The organism is Acidovorax sp. PRC11, assembly GCF_031844105.1.
Classification (GTDB): Bacteria; Pseudomonadota; Gammaproteobacteria; order Burkholderiales; family Burkholderiaceae_C; genus Paracidovorax.
In genome coordinates, this window is record NZ_JAUZUQ010000009.1 from 176,606 (window position 1) to 190,479 (window position 13,874).

General features: G+C 68.8%; 16 protein-coding genes. 14 read left to right on the plus strand and 2 right to left on the minus strand.

The window, feature by feature from the left end; genetic code table 11:
* Window positions 1-2: 2 nt before the first annotated feature.
* The 14 genes from fliF to Q9R47_RS12890 all read left to right on the plus strand — a co-directional run bounded on the left by fliF (window position 3) and on the right by Q9R47_RS12890 (window position 12,468).
* A complete protein-coding gene (gene fliF, locus Q9R47_RS12825; protein ID WP_311233581.1) occupies window positions 3-1,535 on the plus strand; it encodes a flagellar basal-body MS-ring/collar protein FliF in 1,533 nt (510 codons plus the stop codon).
* Between the two features lie 74 nt (window positions 1,536-1,609).
* Entirely contained in the window at window positions 1,610-2,236 is a 627-nt protein-coding gene (locus tag Q9R47_RS12830) for a hypothetical protein (RefSeq protein ID WP_311233582.1), read from the plus strand.
* A gap of 221 nt (window positions 2,237-2,457) precedes the next feature.
* Window positions 2,458-3,168 (plus strand): FliH/SctL family protein, encoded by a 711-nt coding sequence (locus tag Q9R47_RS12835; protein ID WP_311233583.1) that lies wholly within the window; start codon window positions 2,458-2,460, stop codon window positions 3,166-3,168.
* Complete coding sequence (locus Q9R47_RS12840; protein ID WP_311233584.1) at window positions 3,165-4,646, plus strand: FliI/YscN family ATPase; 1,482 nt, start codon at window positions 3,165-3,167, stop codon at window positions 4,644-4,646. The genes Q9R47_RS12835 and Q9R47_RS12840 overlap by 4 nt, the downstream gene beginning before the upstream one ends.
* Window positions 4,643-5,161 (plus strand): hypothetical protein, encoded by a 519-nt coding sequence (locus tag Q9R47_RS12845; RefSeq protein WP_311233585.1) that lies wholly within the window; start codon window positions 4,643-4,645, stop codon window positions 5,159-5,161. The genes Q9R47_RS12840 and Q9R47_RS12845 overlap by 4 nt, the downstream gene beginning before the upstream one ends.
* On the plus strand, window positions 5,158-6,315 hold the full coding sequence (locus Q9R47_RS12850; RefSeq protein WP_311233586.1) for a hypothetical protein: 1,158 nt from the start codon (window positions 5,158-5,160) through the stop codon (window positions 6,313-6,315). The genes Q9R47_RS12845 and Q9R47_RS12850 overlap by 4 nt, the downstream gene beginning before the upstream one ends.
* Entirely contained in the window at window positions 6,312-6,710 is a 399-nt protein-coding gene (locus Q9R47_RS12855) for a flagellar hook capping FlgD N-terminal domain-containing protein (protein ID WP_311233587.1), read from the plus strand. The genes Q9R47_RS12850 and Q9R47_RS12855 overlap by 4 nt, the downstream gene beginning before the upstream one ends.
* Before the next feature lie 42 nt (window positions 6,711-6,752).
* Window positions 6,753-7,928: a flagellar hook-basal body complex protein gene (locus tag Q9R47_RS12860; protein ID WP_311233588.1), complete on the plus strand. Its 1,176-nt coding sequence runs from the start codon at window positions 6,753-6,755 to the stop codon at window positions 7,926-7,928.
* Between the two features lie 2 nt (window positions 7,929-7,930).
* Window positions 7,931-8,749, plus strand: coding sequence for a FliM/FliN family flagellar motor switch protein (locus tag Q9R47_RS12865; protein WP_311233589.1), 819 nt, complete (start codon window positions 7,931-7,933; stop codon window positions 8,747-8,749).
* 54 nt (window positions 8,750-8,803) lie between these two features.
* Window positions 8,804-9,169, plus strand: a complete 366-nt coding sequence (locus tag Q9R47_RS12870) for a FliM/FliN family flagellar motor switch protein (RefSeq protein ID WP_311233590.1) — start codon at window positions 8,804-8,806, stop codon at window positions 9,167-9,169.
* 4 nt (window positions 9,170-9,173) lie between these two features.
* Complete coding sequence (locus tag Q9R47_RS12875) at window positions 9,174-9,578, plus strand: flagellar biosynthetic protein FliO (protein WP_311233591.1); 405 nt, start codon at window positions 9,174-9,176, stop codon at window positions 9,576-9,578.
* Window positions 9,579-9,646: 68 nt separating this feature from the next.
* A complete protein-coding gene (fliP, locus tag Q9R47_RS12880) occupies window positions 9,647-10,354 on the plus strand; it encodes a flagellar type III secretion system pore protein FliP (protein ID WP_311233592.1) in 708 nt (235 codons plus the stop codon).
* An 11-nt stretch (window positions 10,355-10,365) separates the two neighbouring features.
* Window positions 10,366-11,196: a sigma-70 family RNA polymerase sigma factor gene (locus Q9R47_RS12885; protein ID WP_311233593.1), complete on the plus strand. Its 831-nt coding sequence runs from the start codon at window positions 10,366-10,368 to the stop codon at window positions 11,194-11,196.
* A 63-nt stretch (window positions 11,197-11,259) separates the two neighbouring features.
* Window positions 11,260-12,468, plus strand: coding sequence for a tetratricopeptide repeat protein (locus Q9R47_RS12890; protein WP_311233594.1), 1,209 nt, complete (start codon window positions 11,260-11,262; stop codon window positions 12,466-12,468).
* A 60-nt stretch (window positions 12,469-12,528) separates the two neighbouring features.
* Here Q9R47_RS12890 and Q9R47_RS12895 read toward each other — a convergent pair whose 3' ends face one another.
* Together Q9R47_RS12895 and Q9R47_RS12900 are read right to left on the minus strand one after the other, a co-directional pair.
* Entirely contained in the window at window positions 12,529-12,924 is a 396-nt protein-coding gene (locus Q9R47_RS12895; RefSeq protein WP_311233595.1) for a hypothetical protein, read from the minus strand.
* Window positions 12,925-12,997: 73 nt separating this feature from the next.
* Window positions 12,998-13,594 (minus strand): hypothetical protein, encoded by a 597-nt coding sequence (locus Q9R47_RS12900; RefSeq protein WP_311233596.1) that lies wholly within the window; start codon window positions 13,592-13,594, stop codon window positions 12,998-13,000.
* Window positions 13,595-13,874 lie beyond the last annotated feature (280 nt).

Here is a 13,874-nt window from a genome sequence, read left to right on the forward strand (position 1 = left end):
CCATGACCGCATTCTGGGAGGGCCTGGGCCGCTCCGCGCGCGCCGGGCTGATAGCCGGCGCCATCGCCATCGTTGTGCTGACTGCCGCCCTGGCGTGGTGGCTGATGCGACCGGACTACCAGGTTCTTTTCTCGGACCTGAAGCCGCAGGACGCGGCGGCCATGAGCGCCGAACTCGACAAGCTCAAGATTCCCTATCGATTCGAAGAGGCGAACGGATCGATCCTCGTGGACCGGCCGCAGGTGCATGCCACGCGTATCAAGCTGATGGGCAAGGACATGCCGCTGCACGGAGCGGTGGGCTTCGAGCTGTTCAACAACACCGACTTCGGCATGACCGAGTTCGCCCAGAAGATCAACTACCAGCGCGCGCTGCAGGGCGAGCTGACCCGCACCATCCTGTCGCTGGCCGAGATCCGCGATGTGCGTGTGCATCTGGCCCTGCCGGAGCAGGGGCTGTTCAAGCAGGCCAATGCCCGGCCCAAGGCCGCCATCACCCTGACGTTGAAGGAAGGCCGTACCCTGCGGCCGGAGCAGGTCAGCGGCATCCAGCGCCTCGTCGCCGCGGCGACTCCCGGGATGACGGCACAGGACGTGACGGTGGTCGACCGGCAGGGCATGGCGCTCAGCCGGCCCGCCGACGACGCGGTGGAAGGTGCCGTGGCCGGGGGCTCCGGCAGGCTCGAGTTGAAGAAAGACACCGAAGCCCAACTTGCCCGCAAGGCCGCCACCGTGCTGGATCGCATGTTCGGCCCAGGACAGGCCATGGCCAGCGTGGACGTAACGCTCAACATGGACCAGGTACGCATCACCACCGAAGACGTGATTCCCGCGCCGTCACGCAGCTCTGACAGCCGCGGCGTCATCGTGAAGGAGCGCGAGTCGGTACGCGACGGCGGGCAGGCGCCCCTGGATGCTGCGCGCTCCGGAGCAGCCGGTGGGGCGAGCACGCAACGCGAGGTGGACTACCAGGTGGGCCGCCGGGTGGAGCAGGTGGTGAGCCAAGCCGGGGCCGTGCGCCGCATCCAGGTAGTGGCCGTGGTCCGCCAGGCGCTCGATGGCGCCCAGGAAGACAAGCTGCGCCGGCTGCTCGCGGCAGCGGTGGGGGCCAACACGGAACGGGGCGATCTGGTCGTGGTGCAGTCGTTGTCCGGATTGCTGCCGTCTGCCGACCCGGGGCCCGGGGCAACCGCGCGCGGCCCCGTCGCCGGGGATGCCGGTGGCCAGACCACCGACGTTCGTGAAGAGGTCGTGACGGACGCCGACCCTGGTGCCGCGCGATCGCCGGATGCGCCCTGGTGGAGTGACCTGCGCGTGGTGGCCGGGTGCATGGTGGCGCTGCTGCTGGCAGCCGCCGCCCTCCAGTTGTTCCGCAGCCGGCCGCAGGCCCGGGGAACGCCCGCCAAGCGCCTGAGCGTGGCCGAACGGGAAGACGCTTTGCGCAGAGTGCGGGACTGGATGCAGTCCGGCACTGCGTCCGCGGAGGCACATAGCGCCCCGGGTGGGCCGGCGTCCGGTGGAGGGCCCCGGCCATGAGCGGATGGTTTTCCGGCATGGCAGCGCCAGCGGCACCTTCTTCGAAGACCGCGCAATCCCGGCAGGCCGCGCTCATGCTCCATGCGATGGAGCCGGCAGACCGTGCATGGATTCTGGAGCACCTGTCCCAGCCTGAACGCGTCGCGTTGCAATCCTTGCTTGAGGAACTGGAAGCCCTGGGCATCCCGCCCGACCGCGACTGTCTGGATGGGCTGGCCGGATTGCGCGAAGCGTCCACTTCCACCGAGCCTGCCTTGGAAGCCGTGGTGGCGGCGGGCTCTGTGACGGCGCAGGGGTACAGCGAGCCGGCCCCGGATGAACACGTGCCCGATGGCGACGCGCTGATGTCACTGGATGCCGAAAACACCATGCGCCTGGCCCGGGCCTGGCGAGCGCAGCCCGCCTTGCTGGTGGCCCAGGCACTGTGCCTGCGTCCCTGGCCCTGGCGCGCGGCGCTGCTCGAACAATTGCCGGCCCTCCAGCGCCGGCGGGTCATGGATCTGCTCGGCAACCAGGGCGACTGCGGCCGTCCCGCGCCGGCCCTGGCGGCAGGCCTGCTGCGATGCATGCGCCAGTGCTGCGATGTGCCGTCCCCGCCCCCCGCGGTGTCGTTGCCTGCTGGGGGCTGCTCGGATGCGGCCGCCGCGCGCCGTTGGCACCGGTGGCTGCCCCGACCGCTCCGTACGGGAAAGCGCACATGAACCGGGACGCACGCATTCTGCGCTCCGCCCCGTGGCACGGCCAGGCCGTGGCAGTGGGCCGGCCCACGAGGACACCCCTTCCCGCGGATGTCCTGCAGAAAAGCCAGCTGATCGTGGAGCGGACGGCTCCGGACGTCCCGCCGCTGGTGCGCGACGAACCCGGGGCCCTGGCCGGGGGTACGGCGCGTCCGCAACCCTGCTTACCGTCAACGGCTCCTGCCGTGGACGTTGCCGCGTTGGAGGCGGACTCGCGCGAGCAGGGCCGGCGTGCCGGCTACGAAGAGGGCCTGCAGGAGGGCCGGCGCCTGTTGGACGAGGCAGTCGAGGCGCGCGCACGCGCTCTGGCCCGTGACCACGTGGCCGAACAGGTCGCCGAGCAGGTGAAGGGCGTTCGGGAGCAGGCCGCACAGGCGGCACAGCAACAGCGGCAGTCACAGGCGCAGGAAGCCGCCCGGCGCGCCCAGCAGATGGAACGGCTCGCGGAGCAGCTCTCCGAGCAGTGGACCCAATTACTCCAAGGCGCTGAAGACGACATGCTGGACGTCGTATTCGAAGCCGTATGCAGGATCGTGGGCGATCAGGCGGTGACCCGCGAAGGCGCACGCGCGATGCTCGCCAGGACCTTGCAGTCATGGCATGGTCGCCACCCGTTGAGCGTGCACCTGCACCCCGACGACATGGCACTGCTGCGCGCCGACCACGACACCGTACAGGCATTGGCGTCGAGAGGGTTCGATGCGGAACGGCAGACCCTGCGCTGGGTGGCCGACACCGACGTTCGCGCTGGCGGCTGCCTGCTGCGGTCGGCGGAGGGGGCACTGGATGCGCGCCTGGAGCGACAGTTGGAAGCGATGGCGGCCCGCCTTGCGGAGATCCGCGCAGCGCGCAGGCAAGTGGCGACCGTCGCGAAAGCCGGGGAGGCTGGCGCGTGAATGCCGTGAAGTCTGCTCCCTCCGTGTCGCTCGGCGCTTACCGCGCTGCATTGCGCGATGCCGAACTGGTGCGACGCATCGGGTGGGTGCGGCAGATGCAAGGGCTCGCCATCGAGACCCAAGGTCCTGACGCGACGGTCGGGGAGCTATGCCGCATCCTGCCGCGGCACGGATCGTCGGGAACGGGGGGTGGGGTACTGGCCGAAGTGGTCGGGTTGCGCGGCGACATGCTGACGCTGATGCCCTACGGCAGCATGCAGGGCGTCTCTGCAGGGGCGGAAGTGGTGGCCCTCGGGCGCCAGTCCACCTTCGGTGTCGGGCCCTCGCTGCTGGGCCGGGTCGTGGACGGGTTCGGCCGCGCGCTCGACGGGCTTCCCGACCCCGTGGCGCCGCAGCAGCGCCCTCTGCACGCGCGCCCGCTCAACCCGTTGCAGCGTCCGCGGATCCAGGAAGTGCTGCAGACGGGGGTGCGCTGCCTCGACGGACTGCTCACCATGGGGCAGGGGCAGCGCGTGGGCATTTTCGCTGGCAGCGGCGTGGGCAAGAGCACCCTGCTCGGGATGATCGCGCGGCACGTCAGTGCCGATGTCAACGTGATCGCTCTGATCGGTGAACGCGGCCGCGAAGTGAAAGAATTCATCGACAAGCAGCTCGGGGACGGGCTCCAGCGATCGGTGGTCGTCGTGGCGACATCCGACCAGCCCGCGCTCGCGCGCATCCGTGCGGCGCATGCCGCGGTGACGATCGCGGAGTATTTCCGGGATGCCGGGAAGCAGGTGCTGCTGACCATGGATTCCGTCACCCGGCTGGCGATGGCACGCCGAGAGGTGGGCCTTGCGGCCGGCGAGCCGCCGACGGCGCGCGGCTACACCCCGTCGGTGTTCGCCGAACTGCCGCAGTTGTGCGAGCGCTGTGGAACCGCGCCTTCGGGAGGGGCCATCACGGCGCTGCTGACCGTGCTGGTCGAAGGCGACGACATGAACGAACCGATCGCCGACAGCCTGCGCTCGATTCTGGACGGGCACATCGTGCTGTCGCGCGATATCGCCCATGACGGGCGCTATCCCGCGATCGACGTACTGCGCAGCGCCAGCCGTCTGTTGCCGGACCTCACCAGCGCCGACGACCGCGAGCTGATTGCCGATGCCGTCCGGTACCAGGCGCTGCTGCACCGCAACCGGCAATTGGTGGACATCGGCGCCTATGAAAAGGGCGCCAATCCCGAGCTGGACCAGGCCCTGGCCCTGGCTCCGGGCCTGCACGACTGGCTGTGCCAACAGGAAGGGGGCGTTGCGCGCGCGGATGGAATGCGCGCGCTGCGCAGGCTGCTGTGGCCCGACCGGCCCCTGCCCGCCGTACAGCCTGTCCCCGCACACTCTCTCGCGCCGGCAGTGCCCACCGCCAAGCCGGTGGCCGGGATGCCGCAGAAATTCAGCTTTTCATTCGGCGCCACTGCCGCAAAGGGAGGTACGCGATGAAGCAGGCAACGCCGGTTGCCGTCGCCTCGGCCGTGGATCTGCGTGGCTTTTCCTACCCGCTCGAGCCCTATCTCCGCAAGCAGGAGTGGCAGCTCGAGCGGCTGGAAGGCCGCATGGCGCGCCTGCAGCAGACGCTCACGGAGGCATTGGCGCAGGGCCGCGCGCTGCAGGCGCAATTCGACGCGCAGGCACTCCAGATGCAACAGGCCGTGCAGAACCGGCTGGACCCCCGGTGGTACCAGCGTGGACTCGCCTATCTGGCGCAGGCGCGTTGCCGCATCGATGACCAGGACCGGGAGATCGAGGCGCTCCAGGCTCGGCGCGACGCCCTGAAATCCGAATGCATCGCCCAGCAGCGCACCATCGACGGGCTGCAGGAACACCGAACCGCGGCGCTGCGCGACTACGCGCTGGAGGCTGCCCGGCTCGCCGCGGCGGAAGCCGATCGGGATTGGATAGGCCGCATGCGTGTGCGCACCGGGACGGCCATCGATGGGGTGGAGGCGGCGGCATGAACGGCATCGATTCATCTGCGGCCCGGTATCTGTGGACGGCGGAGGGTGGTCAACGCCCCAAGGGGGTGGATGGCGGCCGCGAGCCTGCCGGCCATCCGGCACCGCGCCAGGCCTGGCTGCGCGAAATGGAGCGTGCCCAGCTGGCAGGCTGGTTCCAGCCGTTCTCTCCCGGTGAGGCTTCTCCGGCCGGAACGCGCTCAGTCGCTGTGAAGCGGGGAACTGCATTGCCTGTGGATGCTGCGCCGATGTCCCATGCGGCGAGTGCAGCAGTTGCCTTCCGCACCCCGGTCGTATCTGCCTCGCTGTGGCAGAAGCCGGTCGCATTGCCGTTTTCCGAGACCCTGGATGCAAGCCCGCGTCATGGAGCAGCAGCCGCGCAGGAGTCGAGGGGCGAGCCGGACACGGCCGATGCCCGATCCGACGTCGCTGCCGGCGGCAAGCCACCGGGGCAGGATGCGGTCAGCGCGTCGAGCGGCGTCGGCGACGTGCCAGAGCCTCGAGCCGCGACCGCTTCGGCATCTTCCGACGTGTCTCTCGCAGGCCTGCCCACCGTATCGCCTGCCGAAGCGGCCGAGACTGCGGGTGCCACGCCAGGCGGGGCCGGGACGGACGCCGGGTCAGAACGGCCATTGGTGATGAAACCTCTGATGGACGACGCCGCCGCGGCCTGGACGCCAGCGCGCCTGCAGGCTGCCACCACGCCAGACCTCGCTGTCACGATGGCGCGGTCCGCACTGCCGGAATTCCGTGCACCTTTGGCGACGGCCGCTCAGTGGCCCCCATCCGGGGCCGAAAGGCGGCCCGGAGATCCTGCGCCCGCGCTCGGGCGGCAGGCACGTTCCATGGGGGCAGACCCGCACATGCAGGGCGGAAATGCTTCCGGCACACGTGTGTATGCCCAGTGGACCGAGGCCGGCGCATTGCTCTGGCTCGGCATGGACGGATCCGCAAGCCAGGTGGGCTTCCAGGCCGCGGCCATCGTGCCGTCCCTGCAGCGGGCTTTGCGAGAGCAGGGCCAGCGGCTGGTGCGTGTCGTCTGCAACGGGCGGGTGGTGTTCGACGCTGGCATGCAGGCCGCCACGGACTTCATCGCATTCTCTCCCCGGTCCGCCGGGCTTTCGTTCTCCTCCATTTTCCAGAAGGGCCATCCATGAGCATCAACGGCATCAGCAGCGCCACGACCAGCCTGCGCGCTAACGCGCTGGGCCAGGAGGATTTCATGAAGATCCTGCTGACGCAGCTCACCTACCAGGATCCCATGAAGCCGATGGACAACCAGCAGTTCATGGCCCAGATGGCGCAGTTCACGAGCCTGGAGCAGACGCAGCAGCTCAATTCCAAGATCGCCACGCTGATCGGCAACCAGGCCGCGCTGCAGTCGGTCGGCCTCATCGGTCGCACGGTGGACGTGAGCTCGACCAGCGGCACGATCACCGGCACGGTGGTGTCGCTCTCGCTGTCGGGCGAATCGCCGCTGATCACATTGCGCACCAGCGCGGGCGCCACGCTCCAGGAGATCAGCCTGGGCCAGATCCTCGCCGTGCGCTGACGCGCCTGCAGACACCTTCTCCCCCGAATTCCAGGAGTTTCCATGATCGAATCCATCTACGTCGGCATGACGGGCCTCTCCAGCTTCTCCCGCGGTCTGCGGGTGATCGCCAACAACACCACCAATCTCAATACGCCGGGATTCAAGGGTTCGTCGCTGCGGTTCGCGGACACGTTCTATTCCAGTGGCGGATACACCGGCCGGCAGTTCGGCCAGATGGGCTACGGCGTGAGCACCATGGGCACCTCGATGTCGTTCAAGTCCGGCGAGCTGCGCCAGACCGGCAACGGGCTCGATCTCGCGATCGATGGTCAGGGCCTGTTCATGCTCCAGGGCACCGACGGCAGCATCCGCTACACGCGGGCCGGACAGTTCCGGTTCAACCGGGACGGCGTATTGGTGACGCAGGGCAGCGGCGCGAAAGTGATGGGCGTGGGAGCCGATGGCTCGCCTGGGGAAATCAGCATCGCCAACCTCAAGACCACCGCAGGCAAGGCGACCGCGGTCGCGAAGTTCACCGGCAACCTGTCGAGCTCCGGCACCGACCAGACGGTGAGCGGAGTGCGGGTCTACGACGCTGCGGGCGGCGAGCACCTGCTCACCGTCAAGCTCACCAATACCAACAGCACCACGGCCGGCAGCTGGAAAGTCGAATTGATGGACGGCTCTGCGTTGGTCGGCACCAGCCAACTGGTCTTCCAGGATGGCAAGCCCAGCGCTGCGACGTCCAAGCTGTCGTTCACGTACACGCCGGCAGGACAGGCGGCCCTCCCCCTCACGCTGGACTTCAGCGCGGACGTCACATCGTTCGCTTCCGGCACCCTGTCCACCCTGGCTTTTGCTTCGCAGGACGGTTTCGCGCCAGCCGAGCTCAGCAGTGCCTCCTTCGACGCGACCGGTACCCTGGTGCTCACCTATGCGAACGGGCAGACCGTGAAGGGCTCGCGCCTGTCGCTCGGCCGCTTCGACACGACCGATGCCGTCGGCTCGGCCGGCGGCAACGAGTTCGAAGCGCTGGACGGCAGCGCCTGGCACTCCGGCGTGGCGGGCGGCGCGTTCGGCTCCGTGCGTTCCGGCTACATCGAAATCTCGAACGTGGACCTGTCGCAGGAATTCAGCGATCTCGTCATCATGCAGCGCGGCTACCAGGCCAGCTCGCAGGTCATCTCGACGGCCAACGAAATGCTGCAGGAGCTCTTCTCCATGAAGAGCCGGTAACCATGGCCGCAGCGAACGAACACCACCATGCGGGGGGTGCATGGCTCTCTCCGGACGCATCGCTGGCGCAGGCCCGGCCTTTGCGCGCTTGGAGCTGCCGGCAGCAGGACGCGGTGCGCGACGCCTTCCAGGCCGCCTATGGTGCATGGTGCGAGGCATGGGGTCTGCCTGTTGCGAGCGTGTCGGTAGCGAAGCCAGAGGACGGGGCCGGCGCCCTGGACGACACTTCCGCGGCCCTGGCGCTGCGGGCATGGATGTTCGGAGAGACGGCTCCGGCCGCCGCGCCGGACGGCCCGGACATGGCTGGCGACCTCGCCTCGGACGCGTGGGACGCGCTGCAGGCGGCACTGGATGCCATCGTCCCGCCCAAGACCTCGGCACCGCCCCCCGGGCCGGTCTGGTCCGGCGCGTTGGCACTGCTGATTCCCTGGCAGTCCCGCACCCGGTGCCGCATGCTCGATGGCGCTGCAGTAGAGACCTTCCTGGCGCGGTGCGGAATGCTGGATGCGCCGGCCGGATCGCCGGCAGGGCCGCTGTCTGCGCCACACCCGACAGCGCCTCTCGACCAGGCGTTGGCAGCGCATGCGGTGGAAGTGCGTGTGCACCTGCATCCGGTCACCCTCACCCTCGGGCAGCTCCAGTCGCTCGCCCCGGGCGATGTCGTCACCCTCGACCATCCGTTGCAGTCCCCTGCGTTCGTGCATCTCGTTACCCCTGTCGACGGTGGTGGTCCAGGCGCTCCCCTGGCGCCGGCACTGTGCACCGCATGGCTGGGGCGCGCCGGAGATCACCTGGCGGTCGAGCTCCACGCCGAGCCCTGACGCCGAAGCGCCTGTCCCATGCCGCAATCCCTTTTCACTTCCGAGACTCCTTCAATGTCTGCGCAGAACGCCGAACCCTCCCCAGCACCCCAAGTACAGCCGATCGCACTCTCGACGCTGGAAGGTCCCTCTTCTGCGGAGGCGGGCACGCAGCGCTTGCTGCCCAGCTTCCAGCCTCTCCACCAGGTTCGCACGACGCTGCAGGTATGCGTCGGCTCGGCCACCATGACCGTGGGCGAATTGCTCGCCGCCAAATCCCAGCAGGTGCTGGTGCTCGACCGCAGCGTGGATCAGGCGGTGGACTTGGTGCTCGAAGGCCAGGTGGTGGCGCGCGGGCAATTGGTGGCCGTGGGGGACCGTTTCGGCGTGAAGCTCACCGAGCTGCCCGCGCCCCTCAAGCTCTCCTCCTCGGGCGAGTGACGCCATGGCGTTTCCGGAATCGATCCCGCTGCGCAGGGATGCGGACGGTGCATCCTCAGTGCCCGCGGCGGAACTGGCATGGATGGGCGTTTTCATCCTGTTGCTCGTGCTGTGCGCCGCCGTGTGGCGCAAGCACCGGGCCGCACGCGGGCCTGCGGAATCCGCTGCGCCTGCAGGCGCGCTGAACCGCTGGATGTCGCGGCTGCAGCAACGCCCGGGACGGGCGGCGGCGATCGTCTCCAGCACGCGCCTCACACCGCAGCACAGCCTGCACGAGGTGCATTGGCAGGGCCGGCGGCTGCTGGTGGGCTGCGCTCCGCACTCCATCGGCGTGCTGGCGGAGTGCCCCATTCCTGGCGCGCAGGAGCCTGGCCCCGGTACGCCACCGCCTGCGGAGCCGCAGCCATGAACCGGTGCGTTGGCCGAACGTCGCAGCCGTTGCGCCGCGGAGCGCGGAGAGCCCTCGCGGCGGGGGGCGTGGCGGTCGTCTGTCTGGGCCTGTGCGGCGCCGGATGGGCCCAGCAGGCGCCTGCGGGGGCGTCCTGGCTGAATGGCGCCGAAACCTCCCAGGCGATGCGCATCGCCATCGGCCTGACCGTACTGGCCGTGCTGCCTGCGCTGCTGGTGTGCATCACCAGTTTCCTGCGCATCATCGTCGTGCTGTCCATGCTGCGGCATGCCATCGGCATGAACGAGACGCCGCCGAACACGGTGTTGATCGGACTCGCGCTGTTTCTCACCCTGTTCACCATGTCGCCGGTCCTGGAGCAGGTCAACCGTGAAGCGGTGCAGCCTTTCATGTCGGGCAAGCTCGGCATGGAGCAGGGCCTCACCAAGGGCATCGCCCCGCTGCGTGAATTCATGGTGCGGCAGACCCGCGAGCAGGATCTGGCACTGATGGTGGAGCTGTCGAAGGCGCCCCCGCCGCGTTCGATGGAGGACATCGGCAACGTGCAGTTGATCCCCGCGTTCATGCTGTCCGAGCTGCGCTCCGCATTCCAGATCGGCTTCGTGGTCTTCCTCCCATTCCTGCTGATCGACCTCATCGTCTCCAGCGTGCTCATGGCGCTGGGCATGATGATGATGCCGCCCACCACGATCGCCCTGCCGGTGAAGATCCTCATGTTCATCCTCATCGACGGCTGGGGACTGCTGCTCAAGGCCCTGGTGGGCAGCTTCCACTGACGGCCTCTGCGATGCTGCGCTCCGTCGAATCCCCGTGCGTGCCTGCCGGCGCGGCAGCCTCCGGAGACGAAGCGGAGCTGTGGCGGCGCTGGCGTTCGCAGGAGGACGCCGCCGCGCGTGCGGCGCTGATCGAGCTGTATCTTCCCTACGCCCGCATGCTCGCGGCCATCAGCTTCCAGTCGCGCCATAACGACGAGGTGGAGTTCGGGGATTATTTCCAGCTCGCCAGCGTCGGCCTCATGGAGGCGGTGGACCGCTACGATCCCGCGCACGGGGCGCAGTTCAGGACTTACTCCAGTTCCCGCATCCGGGGCGCGATCCTCAACGGCCTCGATCGCCTCACCGAGAAGGGTCAGCAGATCGCACTGCGCAAGCGCCTGGCCAAGGAGCGCCTGCTGGCCGCCGAGGACGCTGCAGCACGGGGCGCCGGGTCGGCGGGTGCGCACGCGCCGGCGGAGTCCCCCGCTCGCTCGCCCCAGGAACTTCTGGCCTATCTGGCCGAAGTCGGCATCGGGCTGGCGATCGGCGTGATGCTGGAGGGCTCCGGCATGATCGGCAGCGAAGCATCGGAGGAACCGGCGCACGATGCGTCACCCGAGGTGCTCTACTTCCGCAAGCAGGAGCGCCTCCACTGTCAGGCCCTGTTGCGCGACCTGGTCCAGCGGCTGCCCGAGCAAGAACGGTGCGTGATCCGCTGCCACTACGAGCAGGAAATTCCCTTCGACGAGATCGCCGGCATGCTGGAGCTGTCGCGCAGCCGCATTTCCCAGCTGCACCGCCAGGGAGTCGCCCGTCTGCGCGCCGGCCTGTCGCAGGCGCCGCCGTGTGACGTGGCGTGGTAGACCGGCATCTCCGGGGCATCGCAATGTACCCCCCAACACCCTGATTCTTCCGACAATCCTCTCATGACCACTGCTGCTTCTCTTTCCGCCGGGGCGTCCGGCGACTTGTCCCGGCTGGACCGCCTGGAGTCCTATCTGCGCGACGACCCCGCCAACGAATCGCTGCTGGCCGAGGCTTTCGCCGCGGCCCTGCGGTGCGGGGCCTGGGACCGGGCGGAGTTCCATGTGCGGCACGCGCGTGCCCTGTGGCCGCAGTCGCCGGCGTGGGCGCTCCGGGAGACGGAGGGAGCGCTGGCGCGAGGCGACCTGGACGCCGCGCGGCAACTTCTGTCCGAACTGCAGACCTCGCCGCACGCGCCGCGGGCATTCTCGGATGCCGTGCTGCACAACCTCGCGTTCATCGATTTCCAGGAAAACCGTCCTGCGGATTGCGTGGAGCGTTTGGCGCCGCGCATGGAAGCCGCCGCTTCGCCTTCCCAAACCGGCGATGAGCAGACGCCCGCGGCGCTCGACGTCCTGTGGCTGCGAGCCCTGCACCATGTGGGAGATCCCGGACGGGCGGTGCAATGGGCGCAGGTGAGAGAGCAGGCGGGCGCACTGGCTCCCGAAGCGGCAGGAATCGCAGGGCTGGCCGCGCTGGACGCGGAACAGGTCGCGGATGCGGCGCGCTGGGCGGCACAGGCACTCGGTGCCGAGCCTGAGAGGCCTTCGCTGGAGGCTCTGGTCACCCGGTCTTCACTGGCGCTGGCGGAAACGGACGCGCGCACGGCACGGGCGTTTGCCGAAGCGGCACTGGCGCGGCAGCCCGGCGACGGCCGTGCCCGCTCCGCGCTGGCCTTCGCCCAGCTGCTCGCGGGCGACATCCCGGGCGCCATACGGGAGTTCCGCGCAGCCCTGCAGTCCATGCCCGGCCACATCGGCACCTGGCACGGGTTGGGATGGGCCCAGATCGTCGCGCAGGATCTGGCCGGCGCGCGTGCGAGCTTCGAGCATGCACTCGAACTCGACCGCAACTTCGGCGAGAGCCATGGCGGGCTCGCGGTGGTGTTCGCACTCCTGCAGGACGAGCCCTCCGCACGCGCGCACATCGAGCGCGCAGCCCGCCTGGGAGGCGGCAGCCTGGCCGGCCGGTTCGCCGAGGCCGTGCTGCGCGGCGAAGCGAACCCCGAGAATTTCGCGCGCCTTGCGGAGCGCATCCTGGACGGGCAGACGTCACCTGGCGGGTCCAGCATGCTCGACGTGGTGATGGCGGCGCTGCGCCCCAGGCACTGAGATCGAAGTTTCCGGCAGCACGATGCCGGGCCGTGTGCCTCTGGCCGCGTTCGGAACGTCTCAGGGTTTGCCGTTTGCCGCCAGCAGGGCGTCTGCGGCCAGATCGCAGGCTTTGCGGAGTTCCGGGTCGCCGTACATCTGCGCGGTGACCTCGTCCACCAGCGCATCGAAGTCGCCCGTGCCTTCCAGCACGTGACCGAACTCTTCCCGCAAAGTGGCCTCCATGAAGATCCGGAACGCCTTGCGCCGGCGCGCGGGATCTTCGGAGGCGATGGCGCGCAGCCGCAGTGCCGTGGAGGTCTGGTCCGATGCGCGCTCGGTATTGGCTTTGGCCACAGACGCCGTGCCTTGCACCGGAACGGCCGATGGCGTTCGTCCCGCGCGCGTGCGCGCCATCTGCTCCAGTTGGGAGCGCAACAGAACGCTCCATTGCGACGGAGGATCGACCCGGGTCATGCCTCGGCCCTCCCGTCTTCGGCCACGGGCCCCGTAGCGCAGCGGCCCGTGCCGACGTGGCTTGCCATGTGGCTCAATGGACAGGCCCCTGTTGTTGGTAATTGGACAGCAGCACGTGCGCGGCTTCCTCATCGGGTTGCTCTGTCTCTGCCGGTGGTGCTGCCGGCACTGGCGCCACTGCGTTCTGCGCAAGCGCGTCCAGACGACCCAGCACCAGGCGGATGTCGGCGGACATCGGCGGGTGTTCGGTATTGCGCTCCAGACCGGCCTCGAAATGCGCGCGCGCCTGGTCGAATGCGTCCCCCGCCAGCGCCGCGAAACCGCGCACCCAGTGCGGCAGTGGGCTCTCCTCTCCCAGGGCCAGCAGCGGCTGCCAGGTGAGCAGGGCCGTGGAGGCACGGCCGGCGCTGAATTGCAGCAGGCCGAGCTGGTACCGCGGTATGGCCCATTCCGGCGCCAGCAGCACGGCCTGGCTGAAGCTCTGCTCGGCCAGATCCACCTGGCCCAGTGTGGCGTATTCCGCACCCAGCAGGAAATGGGGCACACCGGAGGCGGGCTGTTCGAGCGCGGCCTGCTGGAACAGCGCGATCGCTTCTGCCGCATTGCCGGCAGCGCTGGCGGCAAGCGCACGCTCCAGTACGGGATTCATCGGAGCTTGGTTTGAAGACATGGAAGAAGACCTCGCGACGAGGGAGATGCAGTGCGGGAAAGATGGCCAGCTGCGAAGCATAGCCGTGCAGTCATATATCCGCCGAATCCGAGATTCGTTGAGCGTACCGAACGATCTCCCAGTCACCACGTCAGGTATTGGAAGACGCGCATGCCAAACCGTTCCAGCCTGCGCGCCGCGAATAACCCTCCATTGCCATCGGAAATTCACTCAACATTTCTGGATTCCTCTGGATGTATTGGCAGAAGCGTGCGCGCTACGGCGCCCGCGAGCACATTCA